A 26,057-nucleotide genomic window follows, 5' to 3' on the forward strand; every position below is an offset into this window, starting at 1 on the left:
GTCAGCGTTCCACCGGATAATGGCAGCGGACGAAGTGGCCCGGCGCCAGCTCCCGCAAGACGGGATGCTCGGCGCGGCAGTGCGGTTGCGCCCGCACGCAGCGCGGCGCGAACGGGCAGCCCCGCTCGGCGGGGCGCGTGTCCGTGGCGGGCTCGGCCTCCTTCAGCCAGTAGCTCCGCAGCCGCGGGTTGTGGGAGAAGGCCGCGAGCAGGAGCACGGTGTAAGGGTGCACGGGGTTGGCGAAGAACGAGGCGCGAGGTGCGATCTCGACGATCTCGCCGCCATAGATCACCGCGACCCGGTCGCAGAAATGCGCCGTGATGCCGATGTCGCGGGTGATGAACAGCATGGCGGTGCGGTGCTTCTCCACCAGGCGCTGCAGGAGCTCCAGCACCTGTGCCTGCACCGTGACGTCGAGGCCGCTCGTGGCATCGTCCGAGATGACGAAGCGGGGCTCGCAGATCAGGGCTATCGCCATCACCACGCGCTGCGCCATGCCGCCCGAGAGCTCGTGCGGGTAGGCATCGTAGCGCCGCTCCGGGTCCGGAATGCGGACCTCCTTCAGCATGTCGATCACCCGCTTCCGCAGTGCCTTGCCACCGAGGCCGGTATGATACTTCAGGACGTTGCCGATCTGCTGGCCGACGGTGAGCAGCGGATTGAGCTCGCTCCTGGGGTTCGCGATCACCATGGCCATCGAGCGGCCACGCAGCGTGCGCAGGCGCTCGGGGTCGAGGGCGGCGAGGTTCTGGCCCTCGAAGCGGATCCGGCCTCCGGCGATGCGGCCCGGCGGCGGGACGAGCTGCATGATGGCGCGAGCGAGCGTGGTCTTGCCGGAGCCGGATTCGCCCACGAGGCCCACGATCTCCTGGCGCAGAATCGCGAGATCCAGGCCTTTGACCGCCCGCACCGGCGGCATGCCGTAGCGCGGGAACTCGACCTCGAGCCCCTCGACGTCGATCACGGGCTCGCTCATCCGCGCGTCCTCGGGTCGATGAAGAAATAGACGAGATCGACGACGAGATAGATGAACAGCGACAGCACGGCCGAGTAGAGGACGAAGCCCAGGACCGGATTGAGGTCGGCGTTCAGCACGCCCTGAACGGCGTACTGGCCGGCCCCGCCCCAACTGAAGACGATCTCGACCAGGACGGCTCCACCGATCAGAAAGCCGTAGAGCACGCTCACGATGGTGATCACCGAAGGCAGGGCGTTGCGGAAGGCCTGGCGGACGACGACCCGGTGCGGCAGGCCGCAGAGCTCGGCATAGCGGCTGAAATCGGCTTCCAGCATCCGCTCGGTCGTGGCCTGGGTCATCTTGAGGATCGGTCCGGCGTTGATGAGGCCCAAGGTCAGCACGGGCAGTACGAGATGGCCGGCGGCGCTGCGGAAAGCCTCTCCGTTGCCGGCGAGGGCGCTGTCGATCAGAAGGGCACCCGTCGCCGGTTCGGGCGGCAGGATGGCGAGATCGATGCGGCCCAGAGGGGCCGGCGCCCAGCCGAGCAGCGTGTAGAAGACGTAGATCAGCACGAGCGCCAGCCAGAAGTCGGGCAAAGCCCCCGCGAGCAGGCCGTAATAGTCGGCACCGGCTCGCAGGAAGCCCCGCTTGTAGCGGGCACCGGCGACACCCAAGGGGATGCCGATCAGGAGCGCTACGAACAGACCCAGGGTCACGAGCTCGAGCGTGGCCGGGAAGCGCTGCGCCAGATCCTGGGTCACCGGCAGCGTGGTCTGCCACGACATGCCGAGATCGCCGTGCAGCACCTTGCCGAGATAGATCAGGAACTGCTCGATGATCGAGCGGTCCAGGCCGAGCTCGGCCCGAAGCTTCGCCAGCCCCTCCGGCGTCGCGAACGGTCCCAGCATCAAAACGGCGGGATCGCCCGGGATGAGCTTCACCATGAGGAAGCTCACGAACAGGATGCCGACGAGCTGCGGCACCACGAACAGGAGGCGCTGGCCGAGATAGGAGAGGAGCGTCACGCGGCGCCTCCTCGCACGGCCTCGAGCCGGCTCGCGAGACGGCGGCGGCGGGCGGGATCGGACAGGACCTCGATCGAGGAGCCCACGAGCGAGAAGCCGAACACGGTGACGGCGAGCGCCAGGCCCGGAAAGATCGACGGCCACCAGTGGCCGGTGACGATGTTCTGGTAGCCCATGGCGATCATGCTGCCCCATTCGGGGGTGGGCGCCTTGACGCCGGCGCCGATGAAGCTGAGCGCGGCCGTGAGCAGCACCGACCAGCCCACGTTGACCGAGAGCTGGGCCAGCACCGGTGCCATGGCGTTCGGGACGATGTGGCGGGCGATGATGCGGCCGTCCGAGAGCCCGGCGAGCCAGGCCGCCTCGACGTAGCGCATGGTGCGGATGCTCATCACCTGCGTGCGCATCAGGCGCAAGTAAATGGGCGCGTTGACGAAGGCGATCGCCAGCACGATCGACTGCAGGCTCTGCCCGAACACGGCGACGAGAGCGATCGCGAACACGAACACGGGAAAGGCCTGGAGCACGTCGGCCGCACGCATGACGAAGCCGGCGCCGAACCGTGCCACCCTGCCCATCGTCTGATAGTAGCCGACCAGCGCCCCCAGCGTGGCGCCGATCACCGCCGAGAGCAGCGTGCCCAGGATTGCGATCGAGAGATCGATCCGGGGTGCCCAGAGCACGCGCGAGAGCACGTCCATGCCGGTGGCGTCGGTGCCCATGAGGTGCGGCCAGCCCGGCGGCTGCAGGAAGGCCGTGGGGTCCGCGACCTCGGGCGGGAAGGGCGCCACCCAGGGGGCGAGGACGGCCAGCACGATCACGGTCGCGACGATGGCGTAGCCAAACGCGAAGCTCGGGTGTGTGCGCAGAACGGCGAGGAAAAAGGCGAGGCGGCGGTTGCCGCCGCCGCCCGCCTTGCCCGTCATGACGGCTTCAGGCTGCATCCTTCTTCCTGCTCAGGCGCGGCTGAAGTCCTGGAAACGGATGTTGTTCGAGGTGTAGTAGGTCCAGCCCTTGAGGTTGGCTTTGCGCGCCATCGTGTAATTCGGGTAGGCGACGAAGGTCCAGGGCGCCTCGTCCATGATGATCGCCTGCGCCTTCCTCGTCACCTCGAGCCGGATCTCGTCGTCGGCGGTCGATGCCGCCTGGGCCAGCAGCCCGTCGACCTCGGGGTTGCTGTAATTGCTGTAGTTCACGTACGACTTGCTGTCGAAATAAAGAGTGAGCGAGTAGCCGGGGTCCGGGCACCACGGGCTGTCGACGTAGAAGATCATCGGCTGCTTGCGCTCGGTGACGGCGTTGTAGAACGAGCCCGCCGGCACCTTCTTGAGCTCGAGCTCGACCCCGATCTGGCGCAAGGACGTCTGATAGATGATGGCGATCGGCTCCTGCACCGGGTCGCCGGCGTTGTAGGCGAGCGAGGTCTTGAAGCCGTCGCCGTAGCCTGCCCTGGCGAGCAGCTCCTTCGCCTTGTCGAGATTGTAGGAATAGTCGACCAGCTTGCCGGCGTAGCCCGGATAGATGTTGGGCATGCAGCCATCCAGCGGGCTCGCGAGGCCCTGGAACACCGACTTCATCACGTCGGCCTGCGGGAAGGCGTAGTTCATGGCCCGGCGCACGTCGACCTTGTCGAAGGGGGCCATCTTCGCGTTGAGCTCGATCCAGATCATGAACGAGGCCGGCACGGTCTCGACCGCGACGTTCGGCACGCCCTTGAGGCTGATGATCTCGAGCGGCTGGAGGTACTGGGCGATGTCCACGGCCCCGCCGCGCAGGAGCTGCACGCGCGCCGCCGAGGTCGGCACCTCTTTGAACACCACCGTGTCGATCGCGGGCTTGCCGGCATAGTAGTCGGACCGCGCCTTGAACACGGCCTGCTGCCCGCGCACGAGCTGCTGGAGCTGGTAAGGGCCGAAGCCGGCGCTGTTGTTCTCGATGAACTTCCGCGCCCAAGGATCGTCGCCGCCACCGACCTCCTTGCACTTCTTGCTGTCGTAGACCGGGGTGTAGAGGTTGGTGTGGATCTTGAGGAGCAAGGGGTTGGGAGCGTCGATGTTGAACGAGACGACGTACTTGCTCTCGACCCGCACGTCCTCGGGCTTCGTGAGCCCGCTCACCTTGGTGTAGAAGGCGCCCAAGGCTCCGAGCGCGAACGCCCGGTCCCAGGTCCACTTCACGTCCTCGGCCGTGAGCTCGTTGCCCCAATTGCTCTTCACCCCTTCGCGCAGCTTGAAGCGCGCCCAGCGTCCCTGCGGGTCGAGCTCCCAGCTCTCGGCGAGCTTGCCGTACATGTTGACCCCGCCGGGCTTGTCGGCGTGGTACGCGATGTCCTCGCGCAAGGCGGTCGGCACGTTGGGATCCGGGATCTTGTTGAAGCCCAGGAGCCCGTCGTAGAGGGCGGCGATCGCCTCGAACGTGCCGAGGCTCACGTCGAAGTTGCAGTCGAGGCTCTGCGGTGTGGCAGGTGCCGCCACCACCATGGTCGAGCCGGCCTGAGCCAGGGCTCGCGGGATCGAGAGGATGCGCGGCATCGCGGCCGCCGCGGCGATGGCCGAGCTGGTCTCGAAGAACCGTCGCCGGTCGAGATGGAGTCGGGGACGACGAGCCTCTTCCGACATGATGCCTCCTTGCGTCGCGCATGGGTTCGATGCCGTGGGGCCGCCCGAGCATCCCCACTGGTCAGACCTTTCTTGTTCTCGCGCTCGATTAAGATGCCGTGGCTGGCGGGCGTCAAGGTCGAATTCGCCCTGAAAACGCTTTACTTGCCATGAGCTCGAAACTGTGCTCACCCATGCGGGCAGATCGGGGAACCCAGAAAGTGGTCAGACCGGCGTGAGTCCATCAGACCGGCAAAGTGGCAGCAGCGCAGAGGCTCCGGCCGCGACGGATGCGCGACCGCGCACCCCGGTGACCCAGACCGTGCTGCAGCGCATCCAGGCCATGCTGCGCTCGGGCGAGCTGGCGCCGGGCCAGCCTCTGCCCTCGCAGCGCCGGCTCGCCGAGGATCTGCAGGTCAGCCGCGCTTCCTTGCGCGAGGCGCTCTCGATTCTGGGTACCTTGGGCCTGATCCGGATCGAGCAGGGGCGCGGCACCTTCGTGGCTGCGCCCGCGAACGGAAGCGACGGCGAGGCGGTGGGTGCCTGGCGCTACGGCGCCCGCTACACGCCCGCCGAGGTCTACCAGTTCCGCCTGATCGCCGAGCCCAGCGCCGCGGCGCTGGCGGCGCGCTACGTCACCGACGGGCAGCTCGAGCAGCTCGAGCAGAACCTGCGCGCCTTCAAGGCGGCGGCGCGCGAGATGGATCTCGTCTCGACCGCCCAGCTCGATTTCGAGTTCCACGAATTGATCGCGGTCTGCTCGGGCAACCGGCTCCTCGCCGATCTGCACCACACCTACCATCGGATCGTGCTCGACAGCCAAAGGCTGCCGCTCGCCCGCCGCAGCCGGGTGTGGGAGCCCGTGGTCGAGCACGAGCGCATCCTGAAGGCGCTCGCGATGCACGACCCGGAAGGGGCCGCCTACTACATGCGCGTCCACATCGGCCGTGCCGCCGATCGGGTCGGGGTGGAGGTCGTCGATGCCGGTGCTTGAACCACAACGAGAAGGGAGGCTCTAGCGCCATGCCCAAGGTCGTCGTCCTCGGCACCGGCGGGACCATCGCCTCGCGCGTCGATCCTAAGACCGGCCACGCGGTCGCCGCCGCCACCGGGGTCGAGCTGGTCGAGACCATGCGCGCCTGCGGCCATGCCGCGCCGGCGGGTATCGAGGTCGCGGTCGAGCAGTTCTGCAACGTGAACAGCTTCCGCTTCGACCTCGAGATCGCTTTCCGCATCGCGAAGCGCGCCGCCAGCCTCCTGGCCGACCCCGAGATCTTGGGTGTCGTCGTCACCCAGGGCACCGACACGATGGAGGAGAGCTCCTACCTCGCCGACCTCGTCGTCGGCTCGGAGAAGCCCGTCGTGTTCACCGGTGCTCAGCGCCACGCGCAGGAATCCGACAGCGACGGTCCCCGGAACCTCGCGCAAGCGATCCGGGTCGCGGCCGCACCCGAGGCGAGGGGCCTGGGCGCCATGATCGTGTTCGAGGGCGAGCTCCACGCCGCGCGCGACGCGACCAAGCTCCACGCGTCCCGGGTCGGCACGTTCTGGTCCGGCGAGCACGGCAAGCTCGGCGAGGTCGACGGTGAGCGCGTCGTCGTCCAGCGCCGCCCCACCTTGCGCCGCTCCTTCGCCGTCGACCGCATCGAGCCCCGGATCGACCTCGTCCGCCTCGTCATGGGCTCGGACGCCCGCTTCATCCGCTGCGCGCTGGACACCGGCACCCGCGGCCTCGTGCTGGAGGCGTTCGGCCGCGGCAACGCCAACCACGAGGTCGTTGCCGGCATCCGCGAGGCCGTGGAGCGGGGTGTGCCCGTCGTCGTCACCTCGCGCTGCCCGCAAGGGCGCGTGCTCCCGATCTACGGCGACGGCGGCGGCAAGGACGTGGCGGCCGCGGGCGCCATCTTCGCGGGCGACCTTTCGGGCCTGAAAGCGCGCGTGCTCCTGTCCGTCCTGCTCGGCAGTCCGGCCGTGACGGATCTGGCGGAGACAATCGCCGCGATGGGCAGCTAGGTTCCCTACCGCCAAGCTGAGAAAAGAAGGAGGCAACATGGCCAAGGAAATCTTCGTCTCGTTCGGCGTCGACGTCGATGCCGTCGCCGGCTGGCTCGGTTCCTACGGGGGCGAGGACTCCCCTTGCGACATCAGCCGCGGCATGTTCTCGGGCGAGGTGGGCTCCATGCGCCTCCTTCGCCTGTTCCAGCGCTGGGGCATCAAGACCACCTGGTTCATGCCCGGCCACTCGATCGAGACCTTCCCCGAGCAGATGAAGGCCGTGGCCGAGGCCGGCCACGAGATCGGGATGCACGGCTACAGCCACGAGAACCCGATCGCCATGACGCCCGAGCAGGAGGAGGCGATCTTCGACAAGTGCATCGAGGTGATCGAGAAGCTGTGCGGCAAGAAGCCCAGAGGCTACGTCGCCCCCTGGTGGGAGTTCGGCGCGAAGACCAACGAGCTGCTCCTGCGCAAGGGCATCAAGTACGACCACAGCCTGATGCACAACGACTACCACCCCTATTACGTGCGGGTGGGCGACAGCTGGACCAAGATCGACTACAGCCAGCATCCGAGCGCCTGGATGAAGCCCTTGCAGCGCGGCGAGGAGACCGATCTCATCGAGATCCCGGCCTCCTGGTATCTCGACGACCTGCCGCCCATGATGTTCATCAAGGCCGCGCCCAACAGCCACGGCTTCGTCAACCCGCACGACCTCGAGCAGATCTGGCGCGACCAGTTCGACTGGGTCTACCGCGAGTACGACTACGCCGTCTTCCCGCTCACCATTCACCCCGACGTCTGCGGCAAGCCGCAGGCCCTCATGATGCTGGAGCGGTTGTTCGCCTACATGAACCGCTTCCCCGGCGTGAAGTTCGTGACCATGGAGGAGATCGCCGACGACTTCGCCCGCCGCTACCCGCGCAGCGGCAAGGAGCGGCCGCAGTCGTGAGCTAGGCTTCGCCCCGCGCAAGGGTGCTCGCCACGCCCCTGCGCGGGTCCATCCCCGGGCGTTTCGAGCACGAAAGGCAAGATGCCGAGCGCGTCGACGATGCCAGCGGCAGGACAGCCGCCGGCAGCGTGAGCACCCCGATCGCCCATGCTAGGCTGCCGCCGCGGCGGTCTTCGGCTGCGGGCGGTGGCCTGCGCTCTGCTCGAGGTGCTCGAGGCACATCCCGACCGCGAGCACCCGGCCGACATAGCCCGCCGGGACCGCCGCGGGCGTGACGCTCGGGCCCAGCACGGCGAGATCCTGCAGGCGGCCGACCGCCTCGTGGAACCGGCGCGTCGCCCGCAGGCGCTGGATGAAGCCGGGCGCATCGAGCTCGTTGGTGCCGGCCTTGGGCAGGAGCGTGCGGCCGACCACGCGCTGGCCGATCTTGTTCGCGGCCCGACGCGCCTCGTTCCGGGCATGGCTCGCGAGATCGCGCAGCCGGTCCAAGGGCCGGCCCGAGGCGCTGTAGCCCTCGGTCGTGGGTAGGACCGCGACATCGGGCCGGAAGCGCGTGATCAGCCGCCGGTGCCAGCCTTCCATGCAGCGCGACCAGGGCGAAAGGCTCGAGGCTGCGAGCGCGTTGGCGCGCTCGAGGAACGGTGCGGCCACGTCGAGGCCGAGATGGATGTAACCGGAGAATTGCCCGGCGAAGACCTGCGGCTGGCGGACGAACAGCGAGATGCGATCGCAGGTCTCGTGATTGGTCCCGGCCCGGTAGCGCTCGAACAAGGCGAGCGCCTCGGCCCGGGCGCGCCTGGCACCTTCCCGGCCGCGGACGCCGAGAAGTCCGGGCGGCAGCCGCAGAGGTGCCACGCGCAGGTCGTAGAAGCGCTCGAGCGAAGCCCCGCGTCGGCCGTAGAAGGGAAACTCGTGGTGGAAATAGAAGTCCTTCAGGAACTCGCCGCCGCCGCCGTGGACGAAGACCTCCACGCCACGCGCGCGCCGCGCCAGCGCCGTCTGCCGGTCGCGGTGGAACTTGCACAGATCGACGAGCCCGCCACCCTCGCGGAACACGGTCGGCAGCTCGCGCTCGAGGTCGGCGAGATCGTGGCGCGTGGGAAAGAAGGGCAGGCGCAGCCGCTTCGCCACCTCGCCGCCCAGGACCACGTCCGCCGAGCCGGGCTCGCCCGAGACGGCGGCCTCCGCCACGACGCCGTGCCGGTCGAGCAGGCAGGCGAGGAGCCGCGAATCGAACCCGCCGCTGATGTCGATGCTCACCCGTCGCCCCTGGAGCGAGCAGGCGAGGTCGTCGACGTGGCGGACGAGGAACTCGGCGTCCCGCACGACGGGATCCTGGCCGAACCGCTTCTCCTCGAGGGTCAGCCGGGTGCCGGACCCGTCGCAGGCGAGCCGCAGGACCTGCGAGCCGGCGAGCAGCCTGATGCGCGGGACGAGCGTGCGGTGATCGAACAGCATGCCCTGGACGAGAAACTCGGCGATGCGGTCGGGATCGACCTCGGCCGGGGTGGCGCCACAGGCCGCGGCGACGTCGAGAAAGCTCGTTCCGGCGAGCGACGTCCCGTCGTGGAAGATCGAGAACAGGCCCGTATGATCGCAGGCCACCTGCCAGCTTCGCTGCGATCCGTCCCAGACGAACAGGCCGAACACGCCGGCGAGATTCGCACACACGGCCGCGAGCGGCTGGCGCTCGAGCTCGGCCGCGATCGCCTCGACCGAAGGAACGTCAGCGGGCAGACCCGGCCGGAAGAGGTGCCCCTTCCACCCGATCGTGAACCGTTCGCCGCGCCACCAGCGCAGGCCGGTCTCGAACAACATGGTTGGCTGAGTATGCGCATCGATCAGCATCTGGCGATCCCAATAGTCGAGCTCTGGCAGAATAGCTGCTAGATGATAATCAGGCCGGCAGTAATAGCTAGACAGGATTGCAAGACCCGGAATGTCGGCAACTGGGAAGAGAAAAAGCGCCGATGACGACACGAGAATGGTTCATGTGCTCGTCGTCGCAGGGTTCAGGATTGGAGCATGAAAGTAAGTGAGCCGGCGCGCCGGCTCAACCATCATGCCTGTCGCGCGTCACCTTGGCTAGCGAGACGAGCTTTCATCCTCGGCACCGTGGATCGAACGACCGGCACGCCACCATCGGCCGGATCGCTGCTCCGGGTAGCGGCGTGTACGTGAGCACGAGGCAGCAGCAAGAGCCAGCGGCAAGACGGCTGCCGGATGCCGGGGCCATGCCGGATGCCGGGGTCAGGTCCCGAGATCGAGCATGGATGGACGCACCGTTGACGCTCCGTGGCAGTCGACCGCCATTGCCCCGTCGGCTACGGCACCCCGAGCACGTCGTCAAGGCTGTAGAGCCACATTCGAGAAATCCTTCTACAGCAAAGGCTAACATATTTCGTGTCGCAGCTCTCCACATGCTCCGCACCCACCGTGCGGCCGGCGGGGATGCGGCCACGGGGCTTGCCCCGGCCTCTTCGGGGCGGGATAGTCGCCCCGGTCACGCGAGTGGATGGAAGCGGGCGATGTGCGGTCTTTGCGGCATGTTCGGGGTGGCGGAGCACTGGACGGACCAGTCCGGGGCCGAGAGCCAGCGGCGGCGCATCGAGCGGCAGCACCGGGTTCGGATCGCCAATGCCGTGCTCGAGCCGTTCGGCCTGCGCTGCGCCGACTGGCAGAACCGGTTCACGCTGGCGAGCCGGACCGGCAAGAGCGTGGTCGTGGACCATCTCGGCGCCCTGTGGCCCGCCGCCGAGAAGCTGGCGGGCCGGCCGATCGACCCGCTCGACCCCGCCGTGATCGCCAAGGTCGAAGCCCTGGTGGAGGCCCGATGATCCGCGAGCACCGCCCCGTCACCGTCAACCTGCTCACGGGCTTCCTCGGCAGCGGCAAGACCTCGCTCCTGAAGCGCCTCCTGTGCCAGCCCAGCCTCGAGGACACGGCCGTCCTCATCAACGAGTTCGGCGAGGTCGGACTCGACCATCTCCTGATCGAAGAGGTCGATCAGGACGTGGTGCTCCTGAAGAGCGGCTGCGTGTGCTGCACCGTCCGCGGCGACCTGCGCGACGGGCTCGACCGGCTGTTCGGCCGGATGCTCCGGGGCGAGGTGCCACGCTTCTCGCGCGTGGTGATCGAGACCACGGGCCTCGCCGATCCCGTGCCGATCGTGGCGAGCTTCTCGGCCGACCCGGCGCTGCGCTACCACTTCCAGCTCGGCAACGTGGTGACGGTGATCGATGCCGTGAACGGCATGGCGAACCTGGCACGCCATCCCGAGGCCTTGAAGCAGGTGGCGCTCGCCGACCGGCTCGTGGTCAGCAAGACCGACCTCGTGGGGCCGGAGGAGGTGGCTGCGCTGTGCCGCCGGCTCGCAGCGCTCAATCCTACCGCTGCCATCCACCGCTCGAGCGAGGACGAGCCCGCACCGGCCTCGCTGCTGCTCGACGACGTCCACGATCCTGCGCGCAAGGGCGAGGAGGTGCGTCGCTGGCTGGCGGCAGCCGAGCGGGAGGCTCTCCACGACGACCACCGTCACCACCACGACGACAGCATCGCCACCTTCTGCCTGAGCACGGACGAGCCTCTGGACTGGGCGCCCTTCGGCTTATGGCTCTCCATGCTCCTGAACCGGCACGGGAGCGAGATCCTGCGGCTCAAGGGCCTGCTTTGGGTCGAGGGCGTGGACCGGCCGGTCGTGGTCCAGGGCGTGCAGCACCTCGTCCACAAGCCGGTCCATCTCGATGCCTGGCCCGACGGCAAGCCCGTGACCCGGCTCGTCGTGATCGGGCGCGGGCTCGACCGGGCGGCGATTCTGCGCTCGTTCCGCGCCTTCAACCGGCTCGGGCGGAGCGCTGCGGGGGCTGCCTATTCGGCCGCTACGGCCGACTGAGGCGTGAAGTAGCCCCGAAGGCGGGTGGCCGCCTCCGGGCCCAGATGGAGCCCGAGCTTGCTGCGGCGCCAGAGCACGTCTTCGGGTGTGCGCGCCCATTCCTCCCGCCGCAGGTAATCGAGCTCGGCCTCGAACAGGCCGGGCAGGATCTCCCGGCCGAGCTGGTCCAGGGTCTGCGCCGTCCCCAGCACCCGCTCCAGCCGCGTGCCGTAGGCACGGGCGAGGCGCCGGGCCAGGCTCTCGGGCAGCCAGGGACGAGCGCGCAAGGTGACCTGCAGGAAGCGGTCGAAACGGGCACCGGCGATGTCGCCGCCGGGCAGGTGCGCCGTCGCGGTCCAGGGGCCCTTGGTGAAGCCGAGATGCGGCTGGAGCTTCGAAAGCGCGTGCTCGGCGAGCTTACGGTAGGTCGTGAGCTTGCCGCCGAACACCGAGAGCAGCACGGGCTGCCCCGGCCCGCCCTCGAGGTCGAAGGCGTGGTCGCGCGTCGCCGCCGAGACGTTCCCGGTCTTGTCGTCGTGGAGCGGCCGCACGTCGGCATAGGCCCGGATCACGTCCTGCGGCGCCACCTTGCGCAGGAGATAGCGGTTCACGGCCCGGCAGAGATAGTCCGTCTCCCCGGGCGAGATGGCGACATTGGCGGGATCGCCCTCGTAGGCTACGTCGGTCGTGCCGATCAGGCTGAACCGGTCCTCGTAGGGGATGACGAACACGATCCGCCGGTCGTCGTTCTGCAGGCTGTAGGCGTGCTCGCCGTCGTAGAGCTTCGGCACCACGATGTGGCTACCCTTGACCAGCCGCACGCGCATCCGGCTCTCGCGGCCGAGCCTGCTCCGGATCGGCTCCTGCACCCAGGGACCGGCGGCGTTGACGAGGGCGCGGACCACGACCGTGCTGCGAGCACCCTTATCCTCGTCCTCGAGCTCGACCCGCCACGAGTCTGCCGTGCGCGCTGCCGTGACCAGCCGGGTGCGGGTGCGGATTTCGGCGCCGCGCTCACGCGCATCGACGGCGTTGAGCACGGCGAGCCGGCTGTCGTCGACCCGGCAGTCGCCGTAGGTGAAGCCGCGCCAGTAGCGCGGCTCGAGCGGCACGCCGTAGACGCTGCCGTCGTCGAGCCGGACGGCCTTGGAGCCGGACAGGATCTCGCGGCCGCCGAGATGGTCGTAAAGAAACAGCCCGAGCCGGATCAGCCAGGCCGGGCGCTGCTCCGGGCTGTGCGGCAGGAGGAAGGTCAAGGGCGAGACCAGGTGCGGTGCGGCGCGGAGCAGGACCTCGCGCTCGATCAGGGCCTCGCGCACCAGCCGGAACCCGTGATGTTCGAGGTAGGGCAGGCCGCCCTGGGTCAGCTTCGAGGACGAGGTGTGGCTGGCGAGGTCGTCCTGCTCGACGAGCAGCACCCGCAGGCCGCGTCCGGCCGCATCGCGTGCGATCCCCGTTCCGTTGATGCCGCCGCCGACGACGAGAAGATCGAATGGCCGGCCCGCGCTATCCGTCATCGTGCATGGTCCGATCGTGCTGCGAGGAGAAGGTCGGCCAGCTCCGCGAAGCCGTATCCGCCTTCGGCCGCAGTAAGCCACCGTGGACGGCTCTCGAGCGAGGGCAGGAAACGCCGCAGGTTGGCGACGCCCACGCTCATCGGGAAGAACGCGAACATGGGCTGGTCGTTCGGCGAATCGCCCGCGAACACGAACCGGCCGCGATCCTCGTCCACGTCGATCCCGAACGCCTCGGCCATGAGGAGCCGGGTCATGGTGAGCTTGTCGTAGCTGCCGTACCAGCCGTTGACGTGGATCGAGCTCACCTTGGCGGTGCAGCCCGCCGCCTCGAACAGCCCGACGATCCGCGCCACCTCGGAATCCGGCAGAGGCGGCACGTCCTCGCAGAAGTCGATCGCGAGGTCGGCCTCGCGGTAGAGCTGGTCGGAGGCCAGCGCCGTCCCCGGCACGGCCGCCAGGATCTCCGCTGCGAGACCGTCGAGCCGCTTCCGGTTCTCCCGGCGTGTCGCCTCGTCGACGAGGAAGCGGCGGACCAGCCGCCGCTCCTTGTGGTCGTAGCGGAACCAGAAGGCGCCGTTCTCGCCGACCACGCCCTCCACCGGCCACATCCGCGCGATGTGGTCGCACCAGCCCGCCGGCCTGCCGGTGATCGGGATCACCTTGATGCCGGCCGCGGCCAGCCGCTCCATGGCCGCATAGGCTACGGCGGGCAGCCGGCCATGGAGGGTCAGCGTGTCGTCGATGTCGGTGAACACCACCTCGACGCGCGACCGCTCGGCGAGCGGCCACGTGGCGAGGGGGGCCGGTTCCGTCGTCACGCCGCCGCTCACTTCGCCTTCTTCTTGCGCTTGGGCTCCGCCTCGGCTGCGTTCGCGTTGGCCGCCTCCTCCTTCGGGCGCGGCCCGTAGGACTTGAAGCGCTCCTTCACGTGCTCGATCTCGGCATCCGAGAGCAGCACCGGGCCGCCGATGCACAAGGAGAGGTAGTACTGCCTGGCGATGGTCTCGAGCTCGACCGCGAGCCACTTCGCCTTGGCGAGATTGGGACCGGTCGCGATCATGCCGTGATTGGCGAGCAGACAGCAGGTCCGGCCTTCCAGCGCCTTCAGCGCGGCTTCCGACAGCTCGGCCGTGCCGTAGGTGGCGTAATCGGCGCAGCGGATGTTCGGACCGCCCGCGGCGGCAATCATGTAATGACAGGCCGGGATCTCCTTGCGGGCGATCGCCAGCGTGGTGGCGTAGGTCGAGTGCGTGTGGACGATCGCCCCCACCTCGGGCCGGGCACGCATGATGTCGAGATGGAAGCGCCACTCGGAGGAGGGGATGTTGTTGCCGCGCGCCTTGTAGCTGCCGTACTCGCCCTCGAGCGGCATCGCCACGATGTCCTCGGGCTCGAGCTGCTCGTAGGGCACGCCCGAGGGGCTGATCAGCATCACGTCGCCGTGACGGACGCTGATGTTGCCCGAGGTGCCCTGGTTGAGGCCGCTCGCGTTCATCCAGCGGCACGCCTCGACGATCGACTGCCGTAGACCGAGCTCCTGCTGGTCCATTCCCAACGCCTCCCACACTGTCGGCTGGCTGACATCCGCTCCGCCCGGAGCCCGATCCCCTTGACAGGAGCAGCACCGCGCGTGAACCTATGTCATCCCATACGACAAAAGTTCACGCGCGGCAACGCGCCGAGTTCAGTCGGGAGGCGGACGGGTGGCGAGAACGCTCGATGCGGCGAGCGGGCGTGCGGTGGAGATCCAGGGTCGCGGCTGGCTGCCCCGCTGGCTGACGGCCGATCATCCGCTGCCGTGGCTCCTGCCGATGGTGGCGATGCTCACCGCCTTCGGGGTCTATCCCCTGCTCTACAGCGTCTGGCTGAGCCTGCAGGAGCGCAGCCGGATCACGCGCCAGTACGAGTTCGTCGGCCTGAAGCAGTGGGCGGCGGCCTTCGCCGACGACCGCATGTGGCACGCGCTCGGCGTCACCTGCGCCTATACGGTGGCGGCGCTGGTGCTCCAGCTCGGGCTCGGCATGGCGATAGCGCTCCTGCTCGATACCGACCGGCGCGGCTACGGGATCCTGCGCGCCCTGATGACGCTGCCGCTGGTGGTGCCGCCCGCCGTCACCGGCATGATGTTCCTACTCATGCAGGACGGCCAGTTCGGCGTGCTCAACTACTACTTCGTCCAGCTCGGCCTGATCGACGCCAGCCGGCCGCTGCTCGGCACACCGTCCACGGCGCTGATTGGTCTGATGCTCGCCGACATCTGGCAGTGGACACCGTTCATGGTGCTGATCTTCCTCGCCGGCCTGCGCGCCCTGCCGAAGGAGCCCTACGAGGCGGCCGCGATCGATGGCGCCAGCGCCGTCCAGCAGTTCCGTCACCTCACTCTGCCGATGCTGGGCCGGGTGATCGCGATCGCGGTCCTGATCCGCGGCATCGACCTGTTCCGGGTCTACGACTACGTCTACGTCATGACCGGCGGCGGCCCCGGCACCACCACCGAGACCCTGAGCTTCTACGCCGGCCGGGTGTTCGGTGTCGCCAACTTTCCCTACGCGGCCACGCTCAGCCTGATCACGCTCGTCGTGCTCAACGTGCTCGCGACCCTGTTCGTCAAGTTGGCGCGGGTGAGGTTCTGATGGTCGGGAGCAAGGGCCACCGAGCGTTGCGCGACGTCCTGGCCTGGGCCGTCGTGCTCGTCTTCATGTTCCCGCTCGCCTGGTGGGTGCTGGCTTCGTTCAAGCCCTACACGGCGATCTTCAACACCACGCCGGTCTATGTCGGCTTCGAGCCCACGGCCTCGAACTACGCCGTGACGCTGCTCGGCCGCTCGCGGGTCGAGCTCGAGCAGGGGCAGTCCGAAGGGCTGGGCCTCCAGCGCGGCGGCAGCTCGTCCTACTATTCGATCCCCTCCATCGTGGACAGCATCGTGGTCGCGGTGGGCTCGACCCTGCTCGCCACGATTCTCGCCACGCTCGCGGCCTACGGGCTCTCGCGCTTCCGCTTCAAGGGCCAGCAGCAGGTGCTGTTCTGGGTCCTGGCACAGCGCATGATGCCACCGATAGCGGTGGCGATCCCGATCTTCTTCATGTTCCGCGACCTGGGCCTGCGCGACACCCACATCGGCCTGATCCTGGCGCACACCCTCATCAACCTGCCGATCGCCGTCTTGCTCATGAAGAGCTTCTTCGACGACGTGCCGCACGAGCTCGACGAGGCGGCGATGATCGACGGGGCCGGGCGGTTCCAGTGCTTCAGCCGGGTGGTGCTGCCGCTCGTCAAGGGCGGGCTCGCCGCCACGGCCGTGCTCTGCTTCATCTTCTCCTGGACCGAGTTCCTGCTCTCGCTCCAGCTCACCACCAGCATCCGCACGCTGCCGGTCAAGATCTCGACCTTCGTGACCTCGACCGGCACGGAATGGGGCTTCATCACGGCGCTGGGCAGTGCTGCGCTCGTGCCCGGCTTCGTCTTCATCCTGCTCGTGCAGCGCCATCTCGTGCGTGGCCTGACCTTGGGTTCGCTCAAGGACTGAGGCACGCCACGCGGGAAGTATCGTCACCAAGGCTGGCAACAATGGGAGGTCGTAACACCATGAGCCTTCGGGACTACGATCGTAAGACCTTCATCGCCGACACGGCGCGGGCATTCACGGAACGCCGGATCAGCAAGCGCGAGTTCCTGCGCAAGATGAGCCTCGCCGGCATCGGCTTCTCCGGCTTCGCCACCACGTTCTTGGGCCGCGGCCGGCCCTTCGGCGGGCTCACCCACGTCGGCACCGAGCTTTCGGCCGCCGAGACCCCGGACGATGTCAAGAACTGGCTGAAGACCGTGGGCGGCAAGTTCAAGGGCACGACGATCCGCTTCACCTCGGAGGCGACGCCGCCCACGATCGTCGCCAACCAGATCGCCAAGGAAGAGTTCACGGCGCTGACCGGCATCAACGTCGAGATCGAGATCGTCCCGCTCGAGCAGGTGCTGCAGAAGGCGACACTCGACGTCCAGGGTCAGCTCGGTACCTACGATCTCTACTATCTCGACCAGTCCTGGATGGCGACCTTCGCCCAGGACACGATCGACCCGCTCGAGAAGTACAAGTCCGACAAGGAGCTCGCCATGCCGGGCTTCGACTGGGACGACTTCTCGAAGCCGCTCGTCGATGGCATCTCGATGTACAACGGCAAGATGGTCGGGATTCCGTTCGACATTCCGATCTTCATTCTGATGTACCGGAAGGACCTGTTCGACAAACACGGCATCGAGGTCCCGACCACCATGGACGAGTACATGGCGGCGGTGAAGACGATCGACGAGGCCGAGCGCGGCAACGGGATCTACGGCACGACGGGCCAGCTCAAGTCCGGCCACTACTCCTTGAACTGCGACTGGACCGCCTGGCTCTGGGCGCACGGCGGCTCGATCTTCGACAAGAACATGATGTTCTCGGGCGGCGACGCCGACGGCATCGCCGGCCTCGAGTACATGCTCGAGCTCGTGAAGCACATGCCGCCCGCGGCCAAGACCTGGACCTGGGACGGCGAGGGCCAGTCCGTGAGCCAGGGCACGGCCGCCATGCTGATCTCCTGGGGCGAGTTCTTCCCCGGCTTCGACGGCAAGGACAGCAAGGTCGTGGGAAAAATGGAGGCCGCGATCCCACCCAAGGAGAAGAAGCTCCGCTCGCCCGCCGAGGCCGGCTTCGGCGAGATCCCGCACATCGGCCACCAAGGTGGCTCGGCTCTGGCGCTCTCGGCCTATTCCAAGAACCAGGATGCTGCCTGGATCTTCATGCAGTGGGTGTGCAGCAAGGACGTGATGGCGCGCGTCTCGACGCTGGGCGGTGGTGCTTCGCCCATGCGCATCTCGGCGTTCAAGGACCCGCGCGTGCTCGCCGCCGCCAAGGTCGGCCCCGGCACGACCCGGCACTTCCCGGCGATCGAGTGGACGATCAACAACGCCATGGGCTCCGAGCCCGACATGCCTGCCTGGGCCGAGATCTCGAACAACGTGATCCCGGTCGAGCTCGGCAAGCTCCTCGCCGGCCAGTACCAGAGCCCCGAGGCCTGCATGGCCGCGATCAAGGCCAAGGCCGACGAGCTCGCGGCACCGTTCCGCAAGGCGTGAGGCCAAGGGGGCGGGGCTGCGGCCCCGCCGCCACCTTGTCCGGGACTCCGAGGAAACGCCATGGATCTGGTCGTCGGCATCGACAGCAGCACCACCTCGACCAAGGCCATCGCCTGGGACGGGCAAGGCCGGATGGTCGCGGAGGGCCGTGCCGCGGTCCCGATGCAGAATCTCGGCCGCGGCCATCTCGAGCAGAGCGTGGAGGATTGGTGGCGGGCGCTCCAAGAAGCGCTCGCCGATCTGTTCCGGCAGGTCGATCCCGTGCGGGTGGCGGCCCTTGCCGTCAGCAACCAGCGTGAGACCGTGGGCTTCCTCGATGCCGACGGCAACGAGCTGCGCCCGGCGATCCTGTGGCTCGACGATCGCTGCCGGCCCGACATCGAGCTTTTCTGCCGGAAGCTCGGCCGCGACCGCTTTCTCGCCATCACCGGCAAGACGCCCGACCCCACGCCGGCCGTGTTCAGCCTGCACTGGCTGATGCGCTGCGAGCCCGAGCACTGGCGGAAGCTCGCCCATGCCGTGGACGTCCTGGGCTATCTCGGCTGGCGGCTCACCGGCGAGCGCGTCACGAGCTGGGGCAGCGCCGACCCGCACGGTGTCCTCGACCTGCCGGCGAAGCGCTACAGCCCCGAGATCCTGGCCGCGTTGGGCCTGGAGGAGGAGCGCTTCTTCCCGCCCGTCCGCCCCGGCAGCATCATCGGCGAGGTGACGCCCGAAGCCGCGGCTGCGACGGGCCTTCGGCCCGGCACGCTCGTCGTGGCCGGCGGCGGCGACGGCCAGGCCGCGGGCCTCGGCACCGCCACGCTCGGCGGCGGGCGGGCCTATCTCAATCTCGGCACCGCCGCCGTCTCCGGCGTGTGGGGCGAGGCGTTCGCGACCTCGCCGGCCTTCCGCACCCTCACCAGCCTCTCGGGCGAGGGCTACATCTACGAAATTTGTCTCCGCACCGGCGCCTTCCTGATCGACTGGAGCGTGGGCCGGCTGTTCGGCATCGATCCGAAGGCCGAGCCCGGCATTTACGACCGGCTCGAGGCCGAAGCCGCTGCCGTGCCGCCCGGCGCCGACGGGTTGCTCCTCTTGCCCTATTGGTCGGGCTCGATGACCCCGTTCTGGGACCCCGACGCGCGCGGGGCGGTGGTGGGCTTCGGCACCGGCCATGCCCGCGGTCATTACTGGCGGGCGCTCCTGGAAGGCATCGCCCTCGACCTCGCCATGGGCTACGCCGCGATCGAGGAGGCCACCGGCGAGCCGATTCAGGAGCTCCTTACCATCGGCGGTGCCGCGAAGTCCTCCCTGATGCGCAGGATCGTGGCGGATGCGACCGGTAAGGCCATTCGCATCTCGAGCACGATCGAGGCGAGCTGCCTGGGTGCCGGCATGCTGGCCGCCACCGGTGCCGGCTGGTATCGCACCGCCGCCGAGGCCGCCCGCGCCATGCAGGGCGAGGTGCTCACGACGGTCGAGCCCGATCCTTCGCGTACGCCCATCTATCGCGAGCTCCTCGACGTCTACCGCGACCTCTACCCGGCGCTGCGTGACAGCTTCGCGCGGCTGGCCGGATTCTGCTCCCGCCAGGATGGATGAAGCCGTTGTTCTATCCCTTGCCGATCATCGAGGACGTCGTCGCCGGCCGCTTCCATTCGCCGGAGCTGGGCCGACCCTTGAGCACCACCATCCGCCGCATCGCCGTGGCCGACAGCCTCGAAGGTGCGGAGCGCGACCTCGTCGCCGAGGTGGGCCTGCACGGTCGCCTGGCCGTCGTCAGCGACGAGAACACCCGGCCCGTGCTGGGAGCACGGGTCGCGAAAGCGCTGGGCGATGTCGATGAGATCGTCCTCGACCACCCCAAGGCGGACGAGGCCAATGCCGACCTCTTGCAGGAGCGCGCCCGCCATGCCGACGTGCTGATCGCCGTCGGCTCCGGCACCATCAACGACCTGTGCAAGTACGTGGCGCACCGCACCGGCCGGCAGTCCGCGACCTTCGCAACCGCGCCGTCCATGGACGGCTACGTCACCACCACGGTCTCGATCACCCGTGACGGCTTCAAGCTCAGCCTGCCGGCGCAGGCGCCCGTGGGCGTGTTCTTCGATCTTTCCGTGCTCGCTTCGGCACCGGCGCGGATGATCCGGGCGGGCCTGGGCGACACGGTCTGCCGCACCACGGCCCAGCTCGACTGGCTGCTCTCGCACCTGCTGCTGGACACGGTCTACGCCGACACGCCCTATCGCCTCATGGAGGCCGACGAGCCGAAGCTCTACGCCAAGGCGCACCGCCTGCTCGAAGGCGATCTCGAGGCCATGCATCTCCTCACCCGGCTCCTGATCCTCTCGGGCCTGGGCGTGCTCGTCACCCACACGAGCCACTGCGGCTCGATGGGCGAGCACCAGATCAGCCACTTCATCGACACCTTCGCCGAGCCCCATCCGGGCACGCTGCACGGCGAGCAGGTCGGTGTCGCCACCTGGAGCATGGGCCGGCTGCAGGTCAAGATGCTCGCGCGCGAGACGGCACCGGTGCTCTCGCCGCTGCCGATCGACGCAGCCGCCTTCGAGATGGCCTATGGCCGCTTCGCGCCGAGCTGCCTTGAGGCCGTGCGCAGGAAGCCGTTCGATGCCGCCGCGACCGAGCGCCTGAACCGGCGGCTCGCCGCCGGCTGGCCCGCCATCCGCGCCCGGCTCCTTTCCGTGATGCTGCCGCTCGCCGGGATGGAGCGGGTGATGCGCACGGCCGGGGTCGCCATGCACGCGCGCGATCTCGGGATCGATTCCGCCTTCTACCGGCGTGCGGTCGGCCACGCGCACGAGATCCGCGACCGCTACGGCTTTCTCGACCTCGCGGCCCAGAGCGGGGAGCTCGAGGGCTTCGCGGCCGGCGAGTTCTGATCCCATGGCGGCTCGCGTACCCGGCCCTCGACCGGACGAGGAGCGCTCGCCGCTCGCGGTCGTGCTCGACGTGCTGGGTGCGGACGAGCAGCGGCGCACGCGGATCGCCTGGCTCTACTATGTCGAAGGCCTGACCCAGGCCGAGATCGCGGAGCTCTTGGGCATCAGCCGGGTCAAGGTCGTGCGCGACCTCCAGATCTGCCGCCAGACCGGCCTCGTCCAGATCCAGATCAACGGCCGCCTCGCCCCGTGCGTGGCGCTGGAGCGGGTGCTCGTGCAGCGCTACGGCCTCACCCAGGCCGTCGTCGTGCCGTCGCCGCACGACCCAGCCCATCTGCCGGCGACCTTGGGTGTCGCCGTCGGCGCCTGGCTTTCCGAGAAGATCGGCCCCGGCCAGACGCTCGGCATCGGCTGGGGGCGCACGCTGCACTGGAGCGTGAGGGCGCTCCGTCGGCGGGAGATCCCGGATCTCACCGTGGTCTCGCTCCTGGGCGGGATCGGCCGCGGCTCCGAGATCAACATGTACGAGACCGCATCCCGTGTCGCCGAGACCCTGGGGGCGCAGTGCTACTATCTCGCCGCTCCGGCCTATGCCAGCTCCGCTTCCTTGCGCGACATGCTGCTGGAGCAGGCGGGCCTCAGGGAGGTGCTGGAGCGGGCGCGCCGGGCCGACATCGCGGTCGTGAGCGTGGGCTCGCTCGGACCCGAATCCACCAACCGCCGGATCGGGCTTCTCGACGAGGAGGAGCTGCCCGGGCTCGAGGCGGCGGGGGCCGTGGGCGACCTCTTGTGTACCTTCCTCGACGCTGCGGGCCACCCGGTCGATCACCCGCTGAACCGCCGCGCCGTGGGTCTCCCGGTCGAGGATCTGAGACGCGTGCCCACGAGCGTGCTCGCTTCGGGCGGACCGGAGAAGGTACCGATCGTCAAGGCGGCGCTCATCGGCGGCTACGTCAACACGCTGATCACCGACGAGCGCACCGCCGAGGCGCTGGCAGCCGGCTGAGCACAGTGCTCAGCGCGCGCCCTCGCCCACGAACGGGTTGCTCACCCGCTCGATCGCGATGGTCGAGCCGGGCCCGTGACCGCACAGGAACGCGAACTCGTCCCCCAACGGGAACAGCTTCTCCTTGATCGAGCGGATCAGCGCCGCATGGTCGCCGTAAGGGAAGTCGGTGCGGCCGATCGAACCCCGGAACAACACGTCGCCGACGATGGCGAACTTGTCGGCCCGGTTGACGAAGACGACATGGCCCGGCGTGTGGCCCGGACAGTGCAGCACGTCGAAGCCGTGGCCGGCGATCGTGACCGTGTCGCCCTCCTCGAGCCAGCGGTCGGGGAGCACGTTGCGGGCACCAACGATCCCATAGGCACGGCCCTGCTCCTCGAGCCCTTCCAGGAGGAAGCGGTCGCGCTCGTCCGGCCCCTCGATCGGGATCGCAGCACCCGGCCGCTTCGCCTCCAGCGCCGCCTTCAACTCCGCGGCCCCGGCCGCATGGTCGATGTGGCCGTGGGTGAGGAGGATCTTCTCAGGAGTCACCCCGAGCTTCTCGACGGCCTCCAGGATGCGGGGAACGTCCCCGCCGGGGTCGATCACCGCCCCGCGCTTGGAGGCCTCGTCCCAGAAGATGCTGCAGTTCTGCTGAAAGGGTGTCACCGGCACGATGGCCGCCTTGAGACCGGGCATGCGAAGATCCTGAAGCAGGGAATGGAGCCTGCCCTGCTTAGGCCCGAGGGAAGCGGCCGTCCAGCGGCTCAGAGGTAGATCCCGTGGATGTCCACGCTCGATTCCCGGTCCAGCCGGTCGAAATTCCGGGCGAGCCAGGCGTCGGCATGAGCGCGGCCGTCGTCGCGCAGATGGGTCAGGAACTCCCAGTCGGCGTTGAGCTTGCTCATCACCGAGAGGTTCTGCATCACCTCCTCGGCCTGGATGGCGTGGATCAGCATCCGGCGCATCGAGCCGTCCGCGATCTTGCCCTCGTCGATCAGCTTGGTGACGAAGCCGATCGCCCGCATCTCGCGCATGAGCGAGCTGTTGAAGCTGATCTCGTTGATCCGGTTCATGATCTCGGTGGCGGTGCGCGGCACCTGCTCGCGGCGCATGGGATTGATGTGGACGACGACCACGTCCCGACTGTCGCAGTGGTAGATCAGGGGAAAGATCACCGGGTTACCCATGTAGCCGCCGTCCCAATAGGCCTCGCCGTCGATCTCGACCGCCTGGAACATGAAGGGCAGGCAGGCGGAGGCCAGGACCGCGTCGGCCGTGACCTCGTGCGTCTCGAACACCCGCACCTTGCCGCTGCGGACATTGGTGGCGGAGAGGAACAGCCTGATCGGGCAGCGCGCGCGCAGGCGGTCGAAGTCGATGCTCTGCTCGAGCACGTGGCGCAGGGGATTGAGGTTGGCCGGGTTGAGATCGTAGGGCGAGAACATGCGGCTCATCAGGTCGAATAGGAGAAAGGCCGGTGACCAGTCGAGCCGGTGGTTGTGCAGCATCCGGTCCAAGGGCGAAGGTTGGAGCGGGCTGAGCACAGCGGCATGGGCGATCCGCCGCCAGAAGCCGGCCAAGGCCTTCCTGGCACCTTCGCGTCCGCCTTCGGCGAGGCCGTAGGCCAACACGGCCGCGTTCATGGCCCCCGCACTCGTGGCCGACACCCCGTCGAAGGCGATGCGCTCGTCCTCGAGCAGCCGGTCGAGCACACCCCAGGCGAAAGCGCCGTGCGCACCGCCACCCTGGAGTGCGAGGTTGATCGTCCTGACCTCGACCGGCGCCCCCGTCTCGGGCCGCTCCTTGCCGTCGATCTCGGGACGGGGATCAAGCGATCCGCTGCGAGGGGCCTTCGCTTCGCGTGCGTCCGCCGGGCGGTCCATCGTGACGGTAGCCATGCTGTCGCTCCCTGTTCCCTTGCGCCGCCGTCGTCCGGCAGGGCCTAAGGCAGGATGCGGGCGGGGACGCCCGCGGAGAAATGCCGCTCCGCTAGGCTTTCGATAGGCTCACGCTATCGTGGTGGCCCTGGTTCGTTGCGGCATCCCCGCCGAGAGCGCATGATGCGTCGTCCAGGGAGGAACAGGCCGGACACGCTGGCATGGAGATGCATCAGGTCCGCTATTTCGTGGCGCTGTGCGAGACGCTCAATTTCACGCGCGCCGCCGAGCGCTGCAACGTGGCGCAGCCGTCCCTGACCCGCGCCATCAAGCTGCTCGAGGACGAGCTCGGCGGGCCCCTGTTCAACCGCGAGCGCAACCGCACCCATCTCACCGAGCTCGGCCGGATGATGGAGCCGCACCTGCGCGAGGCCCTGGTGCAGGCGGCAGCGGCGAAGAGCCGGGCCAAGGCCTTCTTTCAGCTCAAGACGGCACGGCTCAAGCTCGGCGTGGCGCGTGGCATGCCGCTCGCTCCGGTCGACGAGATGCTAGGCCGCTACGTGGCGAGCTATCCCGACACCGACATCGAGATCCAGGACGAGCGTCCGGCCGACCTGCGCGAATCCCTGCGTCGGGGCGATCTCGAGGTGGTGCTGCTGCCGCAACGCCCGCACGACATCGACGACCTGCACTACTATCCCTTGGGCGAGAACCGGCTGCAGCTCGTCCTGCCCGAAGGCCACCCGCTGACGGCGCTCGAGGTCGTTCCTTTGACCGAGATCGCGAGCCATCCTCTGATCTGCAGCGGCGGCTGCCTCCATTGGGAGATGGCCGACCGGCAGCTTCGCGAGCTCGGGCTCGAGGCCCGGCCGAAGGTCGTCACCGGCAGCGCCGAATGGCTCGAGGAGCTGGTCGCGGCCGGGTTAGGGCTCGGCATCGGCCCGCGCGGGCCGGTCCTGCGAGCGGGCCTCGTCAGCCGCCCGGTCGCAGCTCCCGCTACGGCGCAAGAAGTGAGCCTCGCCACCAAGCGCGGCCGGCTCTACTCGCCGCCGGTCAGGGCGTTCGTCGAGCTGGCGCTGAAACCCCGCCGCTCTCAGGCGCCGCCGCTCGAGCCCGCGTCCGCCGCCTGAGCGAGCCCCTGCACCGCCACCACCACGTCCTCGGGCTCGGCGCGCTTCGTCCAGTCGGCATCGACGAAGACATAGGCGACGTTGCCGTCCTGCCCGACGACGTAGGTGGCGGGCAGCGGCAGCTCCCAACCGGTTTCGGCATGGCAGGCCGGCAGGTCGATGCCGAGGCGGCGGTAGAACGCGACGTGTGCGTCGTTCAGCTCGAAATGCACCCCGCACAGCTTGGCAAGGTTCCCGCCGACATCGGCGAGGAGCGGAAAGCCGAGGCCCTTCTCGGCTTTGGCGCGCGCCTGCTCCTCGGGGCGATCGGCCGAGACGGCGACGAGGCTCGCACCCGCGGCCTCGATGGCGGGGCGGGCCACCTCGAACGCCCGGAGCATGGCATCGCAGTAAGGGCACCAGGCGCCGCGATAGAAGGCGACGACGAGGGGCCCGCGGTCGAGCAGCTCGCCCGAGGTCACCGTCCGGCCCTCGTTGTCCGGAAGGGCGAAGTCGGGAAAGGGCTCGCCCGCCTGCAGGCCCTGCTCGGCGAGCTGCAGCATTCTGAGCTGTTCCAGCGTGTCGTCCAGGACACGCACGTCCTCGCCCGGCAGCGCCGCGCGAAGCCGCGCGCACAGGCCCGCCAGCTCTTCGTTCAGGGTCATGGCTCCCACGGCTCCTCGCCCGGATCTCGCGCATGATGGAATGAAGCGGGCGCCGCGACAATGGCATCCCGAGGCAAAGGCCTTGCAGATGGCACGCGATGCCTGCGGCTCCACGGGATCGGCCGCCGGCACGGCTCCGATGCTCTCTGAAAGCGCCCATGCCGAGCCGTGTTCTGCGCTCCAGGTGATGTCGCTCCAGAGCCGGCTCGGGCCGACGACGAGGCGGTCGCACCAGCCGATCGGGAACGGATGTGCGTCACCCCACGAGAGCCAGGCCGGAAGGCCCTTTTCCCGCGGGTCGGGGGCGAGAAGGGCGAGCCCGGCAGCGAGAATGATCGCCCGCCTTGTCCTCGCCGGGAAATGCCGGATCGATATCGAGGCGATAGCGGAGGCGTATGATCGGCTTCCGCCGGCGACGAGCGCACCCGATGGCCTTGGCGAGCCTCGGCCTCGCCTGATAGTGAAGCATGGCCTGCTGCACGACTGCCTCTTGCGCGCCT

The 26,057-nt window shown here is 68.7% G+C and carries 23 protein-coding genes; 12 read left to right on the top strand and 11 right to left on the bottom strand.

Annotated features, from left to right (window positions below; all coding sequences use genetic code 11):
• Position 1: 1 nt before the first annotated feature.
• From U1T56_RS13155 to U1T56_RS13170, 4 genes are read right to left on the bottom strand one after another with little or no spacing between them, the layout of a single operon-like run.
• Complete coding sequence (locus tag U1T56_RS13155; protein ID WP_418159940.1) at positions 2-976, bottom strand: ABC transporter ATP-binding protein; 975 nt, start codon at positions 974-976, stop codon at positions 2-4.
• Positions 973-1,983 carry an ABC transporter permease gene (locus U1T56_RS13160; RefSeq protein WP_418159941.1) on the bottom strand — a complete coding sequence of 337 codons (1,011 nt, stop codon included), beginning with the start codon at positions 1,981-1,983 and terminating at the stop codon, positions 973-975. The genes U1T56_RS13155 and U1T56_RS13160 overlap by 4 nt, the downstream gene beginning before the upstream one ends.
• Positions 1,980-2,927, bottom strand: a complete 948-nt coding sequence (locus U1T56_RS13165; RefSeq protein ID WP_418159942.1) for an ABC transporter permease — start codon at positions 2,925-2,927, stop codon at positions 1,980-1,982. The genes U1T56_RS13160 and U1T56_RS13165 overlap by 4 nt, the downstream gene beginning before the upstream one ends.
• A gap of 12 nt (positions 2,928-2,939) precedes the next feature.
• Positions 2,940-4,601 (bottom strand): ABC transporter substrate-binding protein, encoded by a 1,662-nt coding sequence (locus tag U1T56_RS13170; protein ID WP_418159943.1) that lies wholly within the window; start codon positions 4,599-4,601, stop codon positions 2,940-2,942.
• Positions 4,602-4,890: 289 nt separating this feature from the next.
• Here U1T56_RS13170 and U1T56_RS13175 point away from each other — a divergent pair, with 289 nt between their 5' ends.
• Genes U1T56_RS13175 through U1T56_RS13185 form a run of 3 tightly spaced genes read left to right on the top strand, consistent with a single transcriptional unit; the run spans position 4,891 to position 7,530 of the window.
• Complete coding sequence (locus U1T56_RS13175; RefSeq protein WP_418159944.1) at positions 4,891-5,574, top strand: FadR/GntR family transcriptional regulator; 684 nt, start codon at positions 4,891-4,893, stop codon at positions 5,572-5,574.
• A 29-nt stretch (positions 5,575-5,603) separates the two neighbouring features.
• On the top strand, positions 5,604-6,593 hold the full coding sequence (locus U1T56_RS13180; RefSeq protein WP_418159945.1) for an asparaginase: 990 nt from the start codon (positions 5,604-5,606) through the stop codon (positions 6,591-6,593).
• Positions 6,594-6,630: 37 nt separating this feature from the next.
• The gene (locus U1T56_RS13185) at positions 6,631-7,530 is read left to right on the top strand and encodes a polysaccharide deacetylase family protein (RefSeq protein ID WP_418159946.1); all 900 of its coding nucleotides are present in this window, start codon (positions 6,631-6,633) and stop codon (positions 7,528-7,530) included.
• A gap of 150 nt (positions 7,531-7,680) precedes the next feature.
• Here the strand turns inward: U1T56_RS13185 and U1T56_RS13190 are convergent, their stop codons facing one another.
• Positions 7,681-9,378: an asparagine synthetase B family protein gene (locus U1T56_RS13190; RefSeq protein WP_418159947.1), complete on the bottom strand. Its 1,698-nt coding sequence runs from the start codon at positions 9,376-9,378 to the stop codon at positions 7,681-7,683.
• A gap of 680 nt (positions 9,379-10,058) precedes the next feature.
• Here U1T56_RS13190 and U1T56_RS13195 point away from each other — a divergent pair.
• Both U1T56_RS13195 and U1T56_RS13200 read left to right on the top strand, forming a co-directional pair.
• Positions 10,059-10,367, top strand: a complete 309-nt coding sequence (locus U1T56_RS13195) for a hypothetical protein (RefSeq protein ID WP_418159948.1) — start codon at positions 10,059-10,061, stop codon at positions 10,365-10,367.
• Entirely contained in the window at positions 10,364-11,422 is a 1,059-nt protein-coding gene (locus U1T56_RS13200; protein ID WP_418159949.1) for a CobW family GTP-binding protein, read from the top strand. The genes U1T56_RS13195 and U1T56_RS13200 overlap by 4 nt, the downstream gene beginning before the upstream one ends.
• On the opposite strand, the gene glpD is transcribed toward U1T56_RS13200, so the two are convergent.
• The 3 genes from glpD to U1T56_RS13215 are packed head-to-tail and all read right to left on the bottom strand — an operon-like array spanning position 11,398 to position 14,467.
• On the bottom strand, positions 11,398-12,918 hold the full coding sequence (gene glpD, locus U1T56_RS13205) for a glycerol-3-phosphate dehydrogenase (protein ID WP_418159950.1): 1,521 nt from the start codon (positions 12,916-12,918) through the stop codon (positions 11,398-11,400). The two genes, U1T56_RS13200 and glpD, sit on opposite strands and share 25 nt — an antisense overlap.
• Positions 12,915-13,736 carry an HAD family hydrolase gene (locus U1T56_RS13210; RefSeq protein WP_418159951.1) on the bottom strand — a complete coding sequence of 274 codons (822 nt, stop codon included), beginning with the start codon at positions 13,734-13,736 and terminating at the stop codon, positions 12,915-12,917. The genes glpD and U1T56_RS13210 overlap by 4 nt, the downstream gene beginning before the upstream one ends.
• Positions 13,737-13,744: 8 nt before the next feature.
• The gene (locus U1T56_RS13215; RefSeq protein ID WP_418159952.1) at positions 13,745-14,467 is read right to left on the bottom strand and encodes a class II aldolase/adducin family protein; all 723 of its coding nucleotides are present in this window, start codon (positions 14,465-14,467) and stop codon (positions 13,745-13,747) included.
• A 154-nt stretch (positions 14,468-14,621) separates the two neighbouring features.
• On the opposite strand from U1T56_RS13215, the gene U1T56_RS13220 reads away from it, so the two are divergent.
• From U1T56_RS13220 to U1T56_RS13245, 6 genes are read left to right on the top strand one after another with little or no spacing between them, the layout of a single operon-like run.
• Positions 14,622-15,551: a carbohydrate ABC transporter permease gene (locus tag U1T56_RS13220; protein WP_418159953.1), complete on the top strand. Its 930-nt coding sequence runs from the start codon at positions 14,622-14,624 to the stop codon at positions 15,549-15,551.
• Complete coding sequence (locus U1T56_RS13225; protein WP_418159954.1) at positions 15,551-16,444, top strand: carbohydrate ABC transporter permease; 894 nt, start codon at positions 15,551-15,553, stop codon at positions 16,442-16,444. Before U1T56_RS13220 ends, U1T56_RS13225 begins: the two co-directional genes overlap by 1 nt.
• 59 nt (positions 16,445-16,503) lie before the next feature.
• Positions 16,504-18,030 carry an ABC transporter substrate-binding protein gene (locus U1T56_RS13230; protein ID WP_418159955.1) on the top strand — a complete coding sequence of 509 codons (1,527 nt, stop codon included), beginning with the start codon at positions 16,504-16,506 and terminating at the stop codon, positions 18,028-18,030.
• Positions 18,031-18,090: 60 nt separating this feature from the next.
• Positions 18,091-19,614 (top strand): xylulokinase, encoded by a 1,524-nt coding sequence (locus U1T56_RS13235; protein WP_418159956.1) that lies wholly within the window; start codon positions 18,091-18,093, stop codon positions 19,612-19,614.
• Positions 19,611-20,915 (top strand): iron-containing alcohol dehydrogenase, encoded by a 1,305-nt coding sequence (locus U1T56_RS13240; RefSeq protein WP_418159957.1) that lies wholly within the window; start codon positions 19,611-19,613, stop codon positions 20,913-20,915. The genes U1T56_RS13235 and U1T56_RS13240 overlap by 4 nt, the downstream gene beginning before the upstream one ends.
• Positions 20,916-20,919: 4 nt before the next feature.
• On the top strand, positions 20,920-21,921 hold the full coding sequence (locus U1T56_RS13245) for a sugar-binding transcriptional regulator (RefSeq protein ID WP_418159958.1): 1,002 nt from the start codon (positions 20,920-20,922) through the stop codon (positions 21,919-21,921).
• Between the two features lie 9 nt (positions 21,922-21,930).
• Here U1T56_RS13245 and U1T56_RS13250 read toward each other — a convergent pair whose 3' ends face one another.
• Positions 21,931-22,602: an MBL fold metallo-hydrolase gene (locus tag U1T56_RS13250; protein ID WP_418159959.1), complete on the bottom strand. Its 672-nt coding sequence runs from the start codon at positions 22,600-22,602 to the stop codon at positions 21,931-21,933.
• Between the two features lie 68 nt (positions 22,603-22,670).
• Positions 22,671-23,804, bottom strand: a complete 1,134-nt coding sequence (locus U1T56_RS13255) for a patatin-like phospholipase family protein (protein WP_418159960.1) — start codon at positions 23,802-23,804, stop codon at positions 22,671-22,673.
• Positions 23,805-24,004: 200 nt separating this feature from the next.
• On the opposite strand from U1T56_RS13255, the gene U1T56_RS13260 reads away from it, so the two are divergent.
• A complete protein-coding gene (locus tag U1T56_RS13260) occupies positions 24,005-24,913 on the top strand; it encodes a LysR family transcriptional regulator (protein WP_418159961.1) in 909 nt (302 codons plus the stop codon).
• Here the strand turns inward: U1T56_RS13260 and U1T56_RS13265 are convergent.
• Complete coding sequence (locus U1T56_RS13265) at positions 24,877-25,557, bottom strand: peroxiredoxin-like family protein (RefSeq protein WP_418159962.1); 681 nt, start codon at positions 25,555-25,557, stop codon at positions 24,877-24,879. The two genes, U1T56_RS13260 and U1T56_RS13265, sit on opposite strands and share 37 nt — an antisense overlap.
• Positions 25,558-26,057 lie beyond the last annotated feature (500 nt).

It is taken from the genome of Benzoatithermus flavus (assembly GCF_037908215.1).
Taxonomy (GTDB): Bacteria; Pseudomonadota; Alphaproteobacteria; order Geminicoccales; family Geminicoccaceae; genus Benzoatithermus; species Benzoatithermus flavus.